Here is a 15,512-nt window from a genome sequence, read left to right as displayed (position 1 = left end):
TTTCTCCGATAGGTTCAATATATCACAACCTGATGAGAGAAAAAAAGAAGACCCCGTTCCGGGGTCTTCCGCCTGCCGATTAAGACTTCTTCTTCGGGCAGCTTTTCATATATTCGTTTATTTTCAAATCCAGCAAACTGCTGATTTCGATTACGATTTCCGATGTAAAAGACTGTTCCTGCATAAAGATCTGTTCCATTTTTTTGCGGAGCATCATGATTTCGTCTTCCAAGGATAAAGTTTTCGTCTGATCTGTCGTTTTGGTTGACCATTTTACATTATTGCTGCCTTCAGCTGCGTAATGTCCGCGGAATGCAGGCAAATCGTATTCAGCGCAAAACAAGGTCATCCCTCCTTGGCAAGTCAATTTTTGCTCCCAAAATAGAATTATAACATACAAATAAATAAATAAAAGTGAAATTTATGTTAAATTCTACTAGAAACAGGGAATTATTGTTCAGCTGGTTTTCAGTTTGTGGACAAATTCTCCAATACGCTCCAGAGCCTCAGTCAGTTGGGCGACGGAGGTGGCGTACGAGCAGCGGAGAAAGCCTTCTCCCCCTTGTCCGAAGGCCGTTCCAGGCACTGCGGCAACCTTTGCTTCCATCAGCAGGCGCTGGGCGAATTCATCCGAGGACAGCCCGGTCTCAGCGATGCTAGGGAAAGCATAAAAGGCACCTTGCGGCTCATGACACGGCAGTCCGATATCGACGAAGCCCTGCACGATCAAACGGCGCCGCTGATTGTAGGACTCGATCATCCGGTCCTTTTCTTCCAGCCCGTTGGTCAGCGCCTCCAGCGCGGCAACCTGCCCCATCACCGGCGCGCACATCACTGTGTACTGGTGAATCTTCAGCATGGCGGCGATCAGGTCGGGATGGGCGCAGGCATAGCCCATACGCCAGCCGGTCATGGCGAACGCCTTGGAAAAGCCGCTGACCAGAACCGTCCGGTCCATCATGCCGGGAATCGAGGCAAAGCTGACATGCTTTTGCGTATATGTCAGTTCGGCATAGATCTCGTCGGAAATGACGATCAAATCATGCTTCTCCACCACTTTGGCGATCGGCAGCCAGTCCTCATACGTCATGATGGCGCCGGTCGGATTGCTCGGGTAGCATAAAATCAGCACCTTGGACTTCGGTGTGATTTTGGCCTCAAGTGCCTCTGCCGTCAGCTTGAAGTCGTTCTCTGCGAACGTCTCGATGCCAACCGGAACCCCGCCGCCGATCGAGGTGATCGGGGAGTAGGATACGTAGCAGGGCTCGGGGATAAGAATCTCGTCCCCAGGCACGATCAGCGCACGCAGCGCCAGATCGATCGCCTCGCTGCCGCCAACGGTCACTAGAATCTGATTGGACGGCTGGTAGGAGACCTGAAAGCTGTCATTCAAATACTGGGCGATAGCTTCCCGGAGTTCGATCATCCCGGCGTTGGAAGTGTAGGCCGTGCGCCCCCGCTCAAGGGAATATACGCAGGCTTCTCTCACATGCCATGGAGTCGTGAAGTCCGGTTCCCCTACGCCCAGTGTAATAATGTCCTTGCTTCCTTCGGCCAGGTCAAAAAATCGGCGGATTCCGGATGGCGGAATATCGCGGACCAAAGGAGCCAAATACGATTGCATCGATTTCGAATTCTGCTGTTTCTTCGTTTCTTCATTCACGATCATGACACATCTTCCTTTACGGTGAGATCATGAGACGGTTATCTTCTTCACGGTCTTCAAAAATAATTCCGTCCTGCTTATATTTCTTCAAAATGAAATTTGTCTTCGTCGACAATACCGAGTCAATTGGCGACAGCTTCTCGGAAACGAAGTTGGCCACTTCCCGCAGGTTGCGCCCTTCCACTTCCACAAGAAGGTCGTAGGCTCCCGACATGAGATACACGGATTTGACCTGCGGATACAAATAGATCCGCTCCGCGATCCCTTCAAAGCCCCGCCCGCGCTCGGGCGTTATCTGCACTTCGATCAAGGCGGTTACCGTCTCGTCTTCAATCTTGCTCCAGTTCACGACCGCCGCATATTTTACGATGACATGGTCTTGTTCCAGCTCCGCGATCGCTTCCTTGACCGCTTCCTCTTCAACACCGATGAGCGTTGCCAGCAGGGCCGGGGACCGTCTCGCGTCTTCGTTCAACAGGTCGAGGACCTTCAGTTTCAAATCCGTCAGTTGTTTCATACAGCATCCTCCAGCGCTTGTTCCACGGGCCTTCTTCACTATTACGACAAAGGACCCGGGTTCGAGATTAATACTAATATTACATGAAATTATCATGCATGCAAAGCAAAACCGTCTCCCCGGCGTGGGCCGAAATGGAGACGGCAAAATGGGTCCATGCTTCATAGAAGCAGGATTTTGGGTACTTATTGTTATCCGCTTGGTGACGCCGCACATGAGAACTAAACGGCGCCTGCACCTCTGGCAAATTACATGTAATACGGGTTTTGGGAGCTTTGCTGCTGCTGGTACGGATTGGATGCCTGGGCATATTGGCCCATGCTGCTTGTTTTTTGCTGCACGAACTGACGGTTCTTTTGCTGCAAATTTCGCGCATCCTGAATCGACTTGTCCACATCTTGGCGAAGCGCCTTGGATGACGTAGAGTACATATTCAGCTGCTTCATCAGATTGTATAATTCTCCCTGCATGCGGAGCGTATCGTTCGTCAGCTGCGTAAACAATTGCCGCACGGTCGGGCACGAGGATTCCGTCGTTGCCGTGGTGTATTCGCGGACCGTTCTTTTCAGATCGGCCAGAATGGTGTACAGCAGATCCTCGTCCTGCATGAATTGCGAGTTACTGGAAGTTTGATAATACATTGTGCACGCCTCCTAAGCGATCATTGTTGGGGACTCGTCGGCGCCAGCGGCTGGTGCTGCTGAATGGCCTGTACGAGTAAATCGATATGGTGGTCCATCGACCGGATGTATTGCTGGCACGCCTGCTGAATCGTCGGGTTCTGCGTAGCTGCGGCCGTTGCCGCACACTGCTTGATCAGCAAATCCTCATTGGAAATCGAATCGACGATATATTCCAGCTCTTTGCCGGTGATCGCCTGCATTTGATTGGACTGCATCGGTATTCCTCCTCTGGATATCTTAACTCAGTCCGTATTATGTCCCAGGAGAGGTTTTCTATGTATTGTCAGGCATGATCTGCTTCATCCGTCGATTCCGTCTGGAGCAAGCTATAAATTGCCCAGATGGAGCGAATACTTTGAATACTACCGATAAGGGGCGAAAGACATATGATTTTGAATAAAGGAAACTTAGCTTGGCCGTCGACGCTGAATCCGGCACCCGCCTATCCGGAACTTACGGAACATCTGTCCTGCGACGTATTGATCATTGGCGGCGGTATGGGCGGAGCCCTTCTCGCACACAAACTGGCCGGGCTGAATCTTCAGACCGTGCTGGTGGAAAAGGGCCGGATCGCCGAGGGGAGCTCATCGGCCAACACAGGCCTGCTCCAAAGTTTCAATGATAAATCGCTGACTTCCATCATTCATACGTTTGGTGAGCAGACCGGTATTACCTTTTATCAAATGTGCAGGGAGGCAATGCGCAAACTGAAAGAAGCCGCCGGCGGCCTCAAGCTTGAACCCGAGCTTATTCCCCGAAACAGCTTGTATTACGCGAGCACCGAGGAGGATGTGGCTTACCTGAAAGAGGAACACGAAACTCTACGCAAGCACGGTTTTGAAACGTCATATTGGGATTCGTCCGATATCGCTTCGCGGTTCCCCTTCTCCAAGCCCGCGGCGTTGTATACGAGCGGCGATGCCGAAGTCAACCCTTTCCGGTTTGTGCACGCCCTCGTTCAATATGCGGCGGATTATGGGGTACGGGTGTACGAAAACAGCCCGGTCATTCATTTGGAATATGAAGAAGACGGCGTGGTTTGTTATACGCGCACCGGCCGGATCTTCGCCCGTAAAGTCGTCCATGCGGGCGGCTATGAAACACAGGAAGAGAAACCGGACCGCAATGCGCTGCTTCAGACGACCTATGCGATCGTCACGAGCCCCGTACCCAATTTTACCGGTTGGCACGAGCGCTGCCTCATCTGGGAGACGGCACGGCCGTACCTTTATATGCGGACCACCCCGGACAACCGTATCGTAGCAGGGGGTCTGGACGAGCATCCGGTCGATCCGGAGGAGAGGGAAGGAAGAATCCGGCATAAAAGCGAAATGCTGCTGAACGAGATTAAGGCCCTTTTCCCCCGTTACGCCGACATCCAAGTCGACTATGCATGGGCTTCCCTGTTCGGGCTCACCCACGACGGACTGCCCATGATCGGGCCGCATTCCCGGTTTCCTCATAGTTATTTTATTGAAGCCTATGGCGGCAACGGGACGGTCTACTGCATGATTGCGGCGGATCTGCTGAGCGATGTCCTTTGCGGGAAAACGCGCCCCGAGCTGGAAATTTTCTCACTGGAGCGGACCTCTAAACCGTCCCCCAATGCTCAGGTTCCCGGCTCCTGATCGGCAGATAAATCTTAAACCTTGCAGCCAGGTTGGGCTTCCGTAAGTTCAATCTCTTCCCTACAGAAAAATCCCCTGACTCCGAATGAAGGAATCAGGGGATTTGCTGTGTAACACGATTGTTCAAGTGCGTGCCGATTTCCCCGGCTTGAGCAGCCGTCTCACGCAGATCCAGCTGAGGATCGGTGATGCGCCAAGCACGAGCATCAGCACGGTTATGGTGCTCTGGTCTTTGCTGAAGGACAGCACGATGATGAATATCATCGTACCGAGAAGGCGGCCGACCATCAGACTGAGCTCACGCAGAACGACCAGCTCGACCCGCTTTTCCACGTTTTCGTCACTGGTTCCCATCAAGTCGAAACCGGATGAGACCATCGGAAGGATGTACAGCGGCATAAAAATAGCCGTACCTATGCCGAGCAGCAGCAGTGTAAAATAATTGACCTTCCAGATAAGCGGTACCATGACTACCCACAGCAGCAGGGCGCCCACCAGCATGCCCGCGCTCCGATAGGCCGGTTTGAACCATTTGCCTGCCAGCCAGTACGTGGCCAGGGATACTGCGGACGTAATGAGCGAGAACTGCCCCAGCTTCGACTCCTGCTTCGTGGCAACAAACACAAGGAGATTGATCAGAAAGGCGAACACCCCTTCCCGAATCCCCTGCGCCGCCAGACCCGGGGCCATGAGCCGCCAGGGGCTGCCTTTGTCCTTCAGCTGCTTCACAGGCTCGAGCCAGGCATAGGTTCCGCCCTTTTTCCTCTTTTTCAAAAAGAAGCTCAGCACCACGCCGAGGGCATAAATGATCAGGGACGTCGTAAAAATGATACGATACCCCCGGTCGCCCTTCAGCATGGAAATCAGCAGGCCGGAAAACCAGGGCCCGACAATACCCGTAATGGAGCCGAGCAGGCCGACCCACCCGTTAAACAGGTCCCGGTTCTCAGGATCGGTGACTTCGAAATACACCACGTTAAAAGCAATCCAGAACAGCCCGATCGCAATCCCGAGCAGTATCCCGAGCGGCCATATATAATAAATTGCCTTTTCCCCAACCCACAGAACCAGCAAATAAAAAAGGCCCGTCAGCCCGATCCCCAGCCTGAGGGCGTTCATTTTGTTATACTCCTTCACCCATTTGCCTGCCAGCCAAAAGGTGAGCCCGACGGCCAGCTGCTGGGCGACGGTAAACCATCCGATCATCGCGTAATCCTGTTTGCTTTTCCATAAATATACGTTGAGAAACGTGCCCGACAAGGCGCCGGATAAAACGATCAGCCCGTTAACGGCAAGCAGCAGTATAGTTTGCCGGTTCAGCCGCGCAGATGATTTTGATTTCATAATTACCCCCTTCATATCCGGGTCTACCTCATTAGTAGTTCCCTAAAAGGGGGCAAATCATCGGTCGGTTTGCTTTATTTACGAATTCTTCTTCTCTTGGCTCAAGTGGTCGACCATCCGCAGCCGGTCTTCCTCGGCCAGATTGTATTCGACATGGAAGCATCCCGTGCAAATATACATTTGAACTTGAAAAGGCGGAGTCAATACCGGACCTTGGAGCACGCCGAAAGCCGCGGGCTGAAATTGGTCTCCCACTTGATGCGTGCCGGCAAGCACCATATAATCCCGGCATTTCGGGCATTCCGGCACTTCCTCCTGCTCATCCAGAATTTGCTCCACTGTCTCCTCGTAGTTCATGAGGTCATGGCTGTCCTCATACTTATCGAGCGTCCGGATCGACGGAGGCAGCTGCTGCATGTCTTCCTCATTCCAAAAAGGAACGGCTTTATCGTCATCCTCAGGAAGCTCCCAATCCGTACCTTCGATTCCATCATGCTCTTCGTCTACGTCCGCTTCCTCTTCATCCGCACCCAGCTGGATGCTCAGCGTCCGGTAACCTTTCAGCTCATTGTGGCAGTAAGGGCATTCCTCCTCGGGGCCCAGTTCCTCGTCCCATACGATTTCCGTCTGGCACCAAGGGCAAACGGTAGTTTCCATATGATCCATCTCCTTAATGTTTCATCAAATATACGACGCCCACAACAAAGAAGGCGACCGCAGCGACGAACAAAATCCTCGCCAAATTTTTCATGTGTTCCTCCTACATTAAACAGGCTCCAATCACATATGAAAGGGACACCGGGATCAGCATAGAGATCAGGCCGACCGCCCGGTTATCCCGTTTAATTTCTTCGTCCACGGAAAACACCGGGGTTAAAAATTCGTACAGCAGGTAGGCGATAAACAGCAGCAGAAAGCCGTAGAAGGCCCACTTCATCATGTCATAAATCGACGTTTTGGACTCGATGCTGTACCTCAGCACATTGCAAAGGCCGAAAATTTTGCCTCCGGTAGCCAAAGCGGCAGCAATATTGCCTCGTCCGATTTCATCCCAGCACTTGTACCTCGCCACGATTTCAAAACAGTACAGAAAGACGATCAAGCCCAGAATCGCTACCGAAAAATAACCAATCAGCGTACCGATCGGATAGGCCAACAGCAGATCAGCCCCGTTCTTCACTCCCAACATCCCCCTGTTCCCGGCTGAAATTCAGGCTCACACCCATATTATTTAAGCTCAACCACCGTCACACCGGTTCCGCCTTCGCCGTAATTTCCCAGACGGTAACTTTTAATATGCTTGTGCTTACGGAGATATTCCGAGATTCCCTGTCTCAAAATTCCCGTGCCTTTCCCGTGAATCAGGTATACTTGGCCGAGGTTGCCCAAAAACGCTTCATCGATAAAACGGTCGACTTCGATCAGCGCCTCTTCCAGATTCGCGCCCCGCAGATCCAGCTCGCTGCGGATGTTGTCATCCCGCGTGCGCTTGACCGTAGTCGCATGCCGCTGCACCTGCTTCTCGGCCGGTTTGTTCGCATTCACCAGCTCGAGGTCGTCCAGGCTGACCTTCATCTTCATGATGCCGAGCTGCACCACGGCCTCCTTCGCGCCGGACAGCTCCACGACATTGCCCTTCTGGTTCAGGCTGTAGACCATGACTTCATCGCCGGGCTCGATCTGGCGCGGGGCCTTGGCCTTCGGTTTGGCCGCTCCCTTCTTGCGCTGCTGCGGCTCAGCCTCATCCAGCTGCCGGCGGGCAGCGATCAGCTTATGCTCCTTGACCGAAGCCCCTTCCTCTTTGGCCAGCTGCCGCAGATCGGCGATGATCTGCTCCGCTTCGCGGCGGGCTTTGGCAATGACTTCCTTGGCCTCGCCCCGGGCCTTCTCGATCAGCCGGTCGCGCTGCTCCTCGAGCTTCTCGAGCTCCTGCTGGTGCCGGCTTCGGAGCTGCTCCATTTCCTGGCGCAGTTTCTCGGCCTTCTCACGTTCGTTTTCGGCGCCCAGCCGGTTTTCCTCGAGGGAGGCGATCATATGCTCGACGCGCTGATCTTCCTCTTTCACTTCCCCGCGAGCATAATCCAGGATCACCTGCGGAAGTCCGAGCCGCTCCGCAATCGCAAACGCGTTGCTTCGTCCCGGAACGCCGACGAGGAGCCGGTAAGTCGGACTCAGCGTGTTGACGTCAAATTCCATGCTTGCGTTGATGACGCCTTTGCGTTCATAGGCATAAGCCTTGAGTTCGCTGTAGTGGGTAGTAGCCACCATCCGGCAGCCCAGGCTGTGGATATGCTCCAGAATGGAAATAGCGAGCGCCGAGCCTTCCGCCGGATCAGTCCCGGCCCCCACTTCGTCAAGCAGCACCAGACTCTTCGGCGTCATATGGTTCAAAATGCGGATAATATTGGTCATATGGCTGGAGAACGTACTCAAGCTCTGTTCGATGCTCTGCTCGTCCCCGATATCGGCGTAAATGGCATCGAACACGCAGAGCTGGCTTCCTTCCTCCGCGGGAACGAACAGACCGGACATCGCCATCAGGCTCAGCAATCCGATCGTCTTCAGCGTGACGGTCTTACCGCCGGTATTCGGCCCGGTCACGATAATGGAAGTGTACGAGTTGCCCAATTCCACGTCGATCGGCACAACCTTCTCCATATCGATCAGCGGATGGCGTCCTTTCTTCAGCTTCAAGTATCCCCGGTCGTTCATTCTCGGCTGGCTGGCCTTCATGACATGCGCCAGACGCCCCTTGGCAAATATAAAGTCGAGCTGACCCAGCAGATCGATATCGAGCAGAAGAAGATCCGCTTGTTCACCGACGAGCGCCGTCAGCTTTTGCAAAATAATTTCAATTTCGCGTTCTTCCTTCATCCGGGTTTCGCGCAGCTTGTTGTTCATCGCCACGATCGATTCCGGCTCAATAAAGAGCGTCGCCCCCGAACCGGACTGATCATGCACGATCCCGCCGAAATACGAACGGTATTCCGCTTTAACCGGAATGACAAACCGGTCCCCCCGGATCGTAATGAGCTGGTCCTGCAGCATTTTGGCCACGCTGGAGGAACGGATCATCGAATCGAGCTTCTCCCGGATCCGCACCTCGCCAGATCTCAGCTCCCGCCGAACCTGGGCAAGCCCCGGACTGGCGGAATCGAGCACCTCGGCGCTTTCGTCGATGCATGCTTTAATGGCATCTTCCAGCGGCTTCTGCTCGGATAAATTTTCACTGATCCCCTCCAGCAGGGGAATCGGCTCGTCCTCGTGAACATTCGCGATGAACCGCTTGATCCGTCTCGAACCGTTCACGGTGTTGCCGATGGCCAGCAGCTCGTGCGGGCTTAAGGTGCCGCCGATTCTGGCGCGCTTCAGCGGAGCGGCGATGTCCGTGATGCCGCCGAAGGACGGATTTCCCTTCAGACGGTCCACGGTATACGCTTCGTCGGTTGCCTGAAGCAAACGCTTTACCGATTCCAGATCGGTATCGGGCTTCAAGGACTCGGCCGCTTCCCTCCCCATCGAAGTTTGGGTATAGGCAGCGCATTTATCTAAAATCTTGCGGTATTCGAGCGTATGCAAAATCTTGTCGTCCAACAGTATTCACTACTCCTCTCGTGCAATGCCTTTATTATATACGAAATGTTTGCCGCTTCGCCATTTTGAGCGCTAAATCATTCCATACATAACATGGCGAAAATTGAATATAATAAGGTTTGCATAACACAGTATCCATGTGTAAAGGAGGCCAGTTGCATGCATTTTCTGGGTCATGTCGTTCGCTTTATCGTGTCTGCCATCGTCCTGCTGATCGTAGGCTGGATCGTTCCCCAGTTTTCCGTCGGAGGGTTCTGGAGCGCTCTGCTGCTCGCTTTGGTTATCGCACTGCTGGGGTGGATTATTGAAGGAATCTTCGGCAAAAGGGTTACTCCCTTTGGACGCGGGATCGTCGGTTTCATCGTCAGTGCCCTCGTCATATACATCGCCCAATTTATTGTCAGCGGCGTTGAAGTTACCCTCCTTGGCGCCATTCTCGCCGCCCTCGTCATCGGTATTATCGACCTGTTTATCCCGGTGTCCGCATTTAATGCCGGAAGGGACAAGCGGTAAACCAATTCCCGAATGAAAACCCCTGCCTAAGGACAGGGGTCTTTCCTTTTTTATCCGGCATAATCGGCTGCGTCTTCACCCGCGGTCACCACTTTATTTTTTCCCGTCCGTTTGGCCTGGTACAGCGCCATGTCCGCTTTTCGAAATAATGATTCCTTGTCGTCCCCCTGCTGAAAATTGCAAAGTCCGATGCTCACCGTAACCGGCTTCACCGTATGCGGCAGCTCGGTTCTGGCGATCCGTTCACGCAGCTGCTCAGCCATGCGTTCTGCTTCTTCCAATGTCTTATCCGCCATAATAATGGCAAATTCCTCTCCGCCATAACGGGCGGCAAAATCATTCGGCGTCATCGTCGACATCACCTTCGAAGCAACCTCTTTCAGCACGACATCGCCCACCCGATGCCCGTAATTATCGTTGACCTTTTTAAAATTATCGATATCGATAATTGCCAGCTGCAGCGGAAGCTGATACTTCTCACATTGCTCCAGCAGAGCCTCCAGGTATTCGTGAAACGCCTTGTGATTGTATAGCCCGGTCAGTGCATCGATTTTGAGCAGCTTGTCCGATATCGTTCTTTCCACCAGGAGCTGCTGCTCCGACTTCATGACCGATTCCAGATGGCGCATAAATTCCTTGACCCGGACCAAAATCGTATGACCAATCATGATGCTGACAATAAACACGCTTTGGATTTGGATGAATTCCTGAATGGGTTTCTGATAAAGGGAGCGTTCGGTGAGATAGATGAGACAGTACAGGAGGATCGTTAACGAGCCAAAGCCATATAGAAGTTTGCGATCAAAATAAACGACGGAAATCAGAACGGGCAGAAGGAGCGCCATCTGTGCCCCGTCCACGATCGGTTGAATGATGAAATAAAACAGGTAGGAGAGCAAAAATCCGCAGCCGACCACAACCTGCTTCCGGTATTTAGGTTCGAATCGCAGCCAGGTCTGTGCCGCCAGCATGAGCAGCAGGATGCAGCCGTCAGGGATGCCCAGACGCAGCCAGTCCTCCGGCCCGTCCCCGGCGGTCACGGAAGGAATGCAGCCCAGCAGCAGCAGAACCGCCTCCGCCGCGAAAAACATCAGCGTCACGATCCAATAGGCGTTCAATATTTTGCGATGCCATAAATCTTCCAAAATCAACCCTGTGCGATTCATTGGAATGTCATTCCCCTAATCTTCTTAACAAGAATATTTGCGGGCTTCGTACATCGTCAATGCTCATTATATCTTAAATCCAAGATAAGCACTATCTTTTTTCCAGCTGATCCTTTTCCTGGGCGCGGCAAAATCAACGGGTGCTGCGTTCACCAATTTTTCAAATGAGCCTCGCCCAGACATATCCAACTTAAGGTATGATAAGGCATGGAACCAATTAAAATGATGAAGGTATACATAAAGGAGGATCACAAGTGAAGAAGACCCTGGCTGTCGTCCTTTCCTGCGTGCTGCTTCTGGTGCTGGCTGCTTGCGGACAATCCAAGAGCGGCGATTCCGCATCGGGCAGCGGAGTCACCGAAACCGGTGCAGCCCCGAGCGAGGAATTGGTGATCAAGGCGACAAACTATGCATTCGATCAAAAAGAATATCATCTCAAAAAGGGCGTACCTGTCAAAATTACGCTTGAAAACGATGAGGGAAACCACGGCGTTCTCATTCCGGGTCTCGAACTTCAGCTTGACGGTAAAAACAAGTCCGCGGTCGTCACGCCGGAAAAAGCCGGCACGTTCGAAATGGCCTGCTCAGTGTTCTGTGGAGCGGGACATTCCGGCATGATTGCCAAAGTCATTGTGGAATAAAAGTTAGGCAGACTTGAACCCAAAAGTTAAAATCCCCTCGAAGTATGCTTCAGGATGATGCATGATCCGTCCTGCCGCTTACTCCGAGGGGATTTTCATTTAGGTGTGAAATGTGGGTGGTCTTTAGAAGTCAGCTCTGATCCTGTTCGATCAGCTCGATCCACTCGTTATATTCGGTCTGCAGCTTGGAATACTCGTCCTTGAGCAAGCGGTACTCTTCCTCCAGCTTGCCGGTCTTCTCCAGCTGAATCTCATGCTCTGCCTGCAGCAGGCGGTATTGATGCGTCACCAGCTCAAAGCTTTCGCCCACTTGGCGAAGCTCATCCGCGACCGACTCCTTCTCGCTCTGGATCCGGGTAAGCTGCTGCTCGCCGGCAGCGATCTGCTGCTGCCAAGCCTCAAGCTCCTCTTGCAGTTCCAGCTCCCGGCTGCCCCACGCTTCCTGCTGGTCCATCATATCCTTCAGCTTATCCTGATAAGACTGCATGGATTGCTCGGCACTGCGCAGCAGTCTGCGCAGCTCGGTCTCCCGGTCGGCCGCTTCATCCAGCTGCAGCGATGCTTCCTCCAGCTTCTTCACAGCGGCCTCTTTCTCCTCCAGCAGAAGCAGGTATTCGATTTCGGTATCCTCCTGGCGGCTCTGCGCCTCCTTCACCTGGCGCTGCAGCTCCTCATACTGCCGCTGCAAACCTTGATACTGCTGGTTCAAGCTGTTGTACTGTTCGCGCTGGGCTTCGGTTTGGCTCCGCAGCTGTTCATTTTGCTCCTGAGCTGCCCGGTTCACCCGCTGCAGCTCTTCGTACTGAGCCTGAACGTCCTTGGCTTGAAGCTCCAGCTCTTCAAACCGTGCTTCAGCTTGCTCCTGCTGCTGGCGCAATGTGCCGTTGTCGCGGGCATATTCCTCGGACTGCTGCCGCAGGCGCCCGATCATTTCCCGGCTGTCCTCCAGCTGCTGCTCCAAATCCGCCAGCTGCTCTGCTCTGGCGTCATGCGCCTGCTGCAGTTCCTGATACAGCTCCTGGTGGTCATCATATTCCATCCGAAGCTCGTGATACTGCTCCTGCCGTTCTTCCAGCCGGAGCTGCAGCGCACGATACTGCTCTTGATGACCTTCGCTCTGCTGCTGTAAGGTTAAATATTGCTCTTCGAGATCTTCAAGCGCCCGGCGGGCCGTCCGATGCTCCGCCTGCTGTTCCTCGAGCTGCTCCTGAACCTCCAGGTACTGATTCTCGAGGTCTTCCAGCGCCTGGCGGGTCGTTTGGTGCTCCTGCCGCTGCTCCTCCAGCTGCCGCTGTACCGCTCGATACTGCTCTTCGCGTTCCTTCAGCGCCTGGGCGGCCGTCTGCTGCTGCTCACGCTGCTCTTCCAGCTTCTGCTGCAGCGCTGCATTCTGCTCTTCGCGCTCCTTCAGCGCCCGAGCGGCCGTCTGCTGCTGCTCACGCTGCTCTTCCAGCTCCTGCTGCAGCAATGCGTACTCCTCTTCGCGTTCCTTCAGTGCCTGGGCGGCCGTCTGTTGCTGATTTCGCTGCTCTTCCAGCTCCTGCTGCAGCAATGCGTACTCCTCTTCGCGTTCCTTCAGTGCCTGGGCGGCCGTTTGCTGCTGCTCACGCTGCTCTTTCAGCTCCTGCTGCAGCAATGCGTACTCCTCTTCGCGTTCCTTCAGTGCCTGGGCGGCCGTCTGCTGCTGCTTCCGCTGCTCTTCCAGCTCCTGCTGCAGCGCCGCATACTGCTCCTGCTGCTCTTCGAGCAGAAGCTGGGCGAGTTCGTACTGCTCCTCATGCTCAGCTACCTGCTTCCGCAGCTCGCCGCACTGCTGCTCGTATTCGCCTGAACGGCTCTGCAGCTCGGTATACCTTGCCTGCTGCACTTCCCACTGCTCCTTTAGGCCGGCATAACGTTTCCGTTCCTCTTCCGCCTGAAGCTCCAGCTCCGCGTGTACTTCCCGTCTTCTCTCCAGCTCCTGCTGCAGGTTTTGTACGTTCTCATGCTGCTCCTCCGATTGGATTTCGAGCTCGAGATACAATTCCTGCTGTTCCTCCAATTGAAGCCGAAGGTCCTTGAGCTGCTGCGCATATTGGCTCGACTGCCGCTCCAGGCCTGCAATCTGCTCCTCTTTGGCCTCGATCTGCCGGCCGTAATCCTGCAGATCCTGCTCCCGCCCTTGCAGCGCCTGCTTCAGCGATTCCAGCTCTTGCTCTTTCGCGGCCAGCACCTCCTGCTGGGCTTCCAGCTGCTTCTCCAAACGCTGAAGTTCCTCTCCCTGTTCCGAGGAAGAACGCTCTTGCGCCTGCAGCTTCTGCACCTGGGCTACGAGCTGCTGCTGCTTATCTGCCAGCTCCTGCGCAAGCTGCTGCAGCCGCTCCTCTTTCGCGGCCAGCTCCTGCCGGAGCGCTTCCCGCTGCTGCTCAGCTTCCTGGCGGAGATTACTCTCGCCGTCCGCCTGCTCTTTCAGCACGCTCAGCTCGTCATGCAGCGAAGCCATGCCCGACTCCAGCGTCTCGTTCTGCTCGCCGGCTTCCAGCACCTGCAGCTCCAATTCGCCGATCTCTTCCTTCTGCTTCTCGATCGTGCCTTGAAGGGTTTCGGCTTCGGCCGTCAGTTGGGCGATTTCGCCGGTCATTTTCTTGGAAGCCTCGCTGTAATCCTCAAGCAGCTTCTGCATGCGGCGGTGTTCCTCTTCCGAAGCTGCCGCCTCGTCCTTCAGCTTGCTGATCTGTCCGTTCAGCGCTTCCTCCTGCTCGGTCAAAGCCTGCACTTGCGCCTTGGCCTCCTCCTCGCGCACCAGCACGACTTGATGCTGCTGCCGCAGTCTGGAATAGGCCTCCTTGGCGTTCTTCAGCTCCTGCTCCATGTTCTGCAGCTTCTCCTGAAGCTCGCCGCTGCTGCCGCGAAGCTCGGTCAGCTGCTCCTGCAGCTCCTGAATAGAGGCTGCATGCTTCTCTTCGAGCTCCTTGACGGCTCCCTGATGCTTCTGCTCCAGCTCGGTGATCTTCGCGCGGTTGTTCTCCTCCGCCTCTTTCAACGCTCCGACCCGCTTCTGTTCGGCGGATTGCAGCGCTGCCGCATGCTTCCGTTCCAGCTCCAACACGGCAGCTTTATGCCGTTCCTCCACAGACTGCTTGTCCTTCTGCATTTGCTCTGCGGCCTGTTTCTCCTTGCGGAGCAAAGATTCCTTCTGTTCCGTCTCCCGCTTCAGCGAAGCGCGGAGCTGATCCAGCTCCTTCGTCAAAGAATTCCGGGTCTGCTCGAGCCGCGCCGTAAGCTCGGACTTGGACTGCTCCAGCTCTTTCGCAAGCGCAGCCTTCTCCTGCTCCAGCCGCTTTTGCAGCTCTTCCTTCTCCTTCTTGATCTGCTGCGCTTCTTCCTTCTGCTTGTTGACTTCCGCCAGCTGCTCGTCCCGCTCGGACTGCAGCCTGGTGAGCTCCGAGCGCAGTTCGCTGCGCTCGCCGGTCAGCATCTTCACTTCGTTGCGGAGATCCTGCATCTGCACGGCTTCCTCCGCCATATGTACCGCGGCCAGAACGGCAATCCTAGGGGTGTCCAGCCGGGAATTGCTTTTGGAAATAGCATTCATCCGTTCATCGACATAACTGGCAATCTTTCGCATGTAATCGGCACTGCTGCCGACCAGTTTATAAGAAGTCCCGTAGATCTCCACGGAGACGCGTGTACGATCAGGTGTAGTCACAGTTGTGCCCTCCTTCATATGTGTGTTGACTCTAAGATGTCTTGTTCTCTCCAATAAAAAAAATCACATCGA

Annotated in this window: 14 protein-coding genes; 3 read left to right on the top strand and 11 right to left on the bottom strand. The window is 54.3% G+C overall.

Going from position 1 to position 15,512, the window contains the following annotated elements; all coding sequences use genetic code 11:
• Positions 1 to 79 precede the first annotated feature (79 nt).
• The 5 genes from ABIE48_RS03345 to ABIE48_RS03325 form a co-directional block, all read right to left on the bottom strand.
• Positions 80 to 343 (bottom strand): aspartyl-phosphate phosphatase Spo0E family protein, encoded by a 264-nt coding sequence (locus tag ABIE48_RS03345; RefSeq protein ID WP_076170672.1) that lies wholly within the window; start codon positions 341 to 343, stop codon positions 80 to 82.
• A 114-nt stretch (positions 344 to 457) separates the two neighbouring features.
• Entirely contained in the window at positions 458 to 1,669 is a 1,212-nt protein-coding gene (locus ABIE48_RS03340) for an aminotransferase class I/II-fold pyridoxal phosphate-dependent enzyme (RefSeq protein ID WP_192716474.1), read from the bottom strand.
• A gap of 13 nt (positions 1,670 to 1,682) precedes the next feature.
• Complete coding sequence (locus ABIE48_RS03335; RefSeq protein WP_076170676.1) at positions 1,683 to 2,183, bottom strand: Lrp/AsnC family transcriptional regulator; 501 nt, start codon at positions 2,181 to 2,183, stop codon at positions 1,683 to 1,685.
• Between the two features lie 248 nt (positions 2,184 to 2,431).
• The gene (locus ABIE48_RS03330) at positions 2,432 to 2,824 is read right to left on the bottom strand and encodes a spore coat protein (RefSeq protein WP_145025473.1); all 393 of its coding nucleotides are present in this window, start codon (positions 2,822 to 2,824) and stop codon (positions 2,432 to 2,434) included.
• A 20-nt stretch (positions 2,825 to 2,844) separates the two neighbouring features.
• The gene (locus tag ABIE48_RS03325; RefSeq protein WP_145025475.1) at positions 2,845 to 3,081 is read right to left on the bottom strand and encodes a hypothetical protein; all 237 of its coding nucleotides are present in this window, start codon (positions 3,079 to 3,081) and stop codon (positions 2,845 to 2,847) included.
• Positions 3,082 to 3,252: 171 nt separating this feature from the next.
• On the opposite strand from ABIE48_RS03325, the gene ABIE48_RS03320 reads away from it, so the two are divergent.
• Complete coding sequence (locus ABIE48_RS03320; protein ID WP_192716473.1) at positions 3,253 to 4,494, top strand: NAD(P)/FAD-dependent oxidoreductase; 1,242 nt, start codon at positions 3,253 to 3,255, stop codon at positions 4,492 to 4,494.
• 123 nt (positions 4,495 to 4,617) lie between these two features.
• Here the strand turns inward: ABIE48_RS03320 and ABIE48_RS03315 are convergent, their stop codons facing one another.
• The 4 genes from ABIE48_RS03315 to ABIE48_RS03300 form a co-directional block, all read right to left on the bottom strand.
• Positions 4,618 to 5,838, bottom strand: a complete 1,221-nt coding sequence (locus ABIE48_RS03315) for an MFS transporter (RefSeq protein WP_145025479.1) — start codon at positions 5,836 to 5,838, stop codon at positions 4,618 to 4,620.
• Between the two features lie 78 nt (positions 5,839 to 5,916).
• Positions 5,917 to 6,495, bottom strand: a complete 579-nt coding sequence (locus ABIE48_RS03310; RefSeq protein ID WP_145025481.1) for a hypothetical protein — start codon at positions 6,493 to 6,495, stop codon at positions 5,917 to 5,919.
• Between the two features lie 103 nt (positions 6,496 to 6,598).
• Positions 6,599 to 7,027, bottom strand: coding sequence for a DUF350 domain-containing protein (locus tag ABIE48_RS03305; RefSeq protein WP_105441850.1), 429 nt, complete (start codon positions 7,025 to 7,027; stop codon positions 6,599 to 6,601).
• Positions 7,028 to 7,065: 38 nt separating this feature from the next.
• Positions 7,066 to 9,432, bottom strand: a complete 2,367-nt coding sequence (locus tag ABIE48_RS03300) for an endonuclease MutS2 (protein ID WP_145025483.1) — start codon at positions 9,430 to 9,432, stop codon at positions 7,066 to 7,068.
• Positions 9,433 to 9,591: 159 nt separating this feature from the next.
• Here ABIE48_RS03300 and ABIE48_RS03295 point away from each other — a divergent pair, with 159 nt between their 5' ends.
• A complete protein-coding gene (locus ABIE48_RS03295; protein WP_145025485.1) occupies positions 9,592 to 9,945 on the top strand; it encodes a phage holin family protein in 354 nt (117 codons plus the stop codon).
• A 50-nt stretch (positions 9,946 to 9,995) separates the two neighbouring features.
• Here the strand turns inward: ABIE48_RS03295 and ABIE48_RS03290 are convergent, their stop codons facing one another.
• Positions 9,996 to 11,111: a GGDEF domain-containing protein gene (locus ABIE48_RS03290; RefSeq protein WP_076170694.1), complete on the bottom strand. Its 1,116-nt coding sequence runs from the start codon at positions 11,109 to 11,111 to the stop codon at positions 9,996 to 9,998.
• Between the two features lie 254 nt (positions 11,112 to 11,365).
• Here ABIE48_RS03290 and ABIE48_RS03285 point away from each other — a divergent pair, with 254 nt between their 5' ends.
• Positions 11,366 to 11,752, top strand: coding sequence for a cupredoxin domain-containing protein (locus ABIE48_RS03285; RefSeq protein WP_145025489.1), 387 nt, complete (start codon positions 11,366 to 11,368; stop codon positions 11,750 to 11,752).
• Positions 11,753 to 11,882: 130 nt separating this feature from the next.
• Here ABIE48_RS03285 and ABIE48_RS03280 read toward each other — a convergent pair whose 3' ends face one another.
• On the bottom strand, positions 11,883 to 15,440 hold the full coding sequence (locus tag ABIE48_RS03280) for a cell division protein ZapA (RefSeq protein WP_192716472.1): 3,558 nt from the start codon (positions 15,438 to 15,440) through the stop codon (positions 11,883 to 11,885).
• Positions 15,441 to 15,512 lie beyond the last annotated feature (72 nt).

The sequence above is a fragment of the Paenibacillus sp. OAE614 genome (assembly GCF_040546645.1).
Taxonomy (GTDB): Bacteria; Bacillota; Bacilli; order Paenibacillales; family Paenibacillaceae; genus Paenibacillus_AQ; species Paenibacillus_AQ favisporus.
Note: the sequence above shows the minus strand (reverse complement) of the source record. Positions and strands in the feature narration are given on the sequence as shown.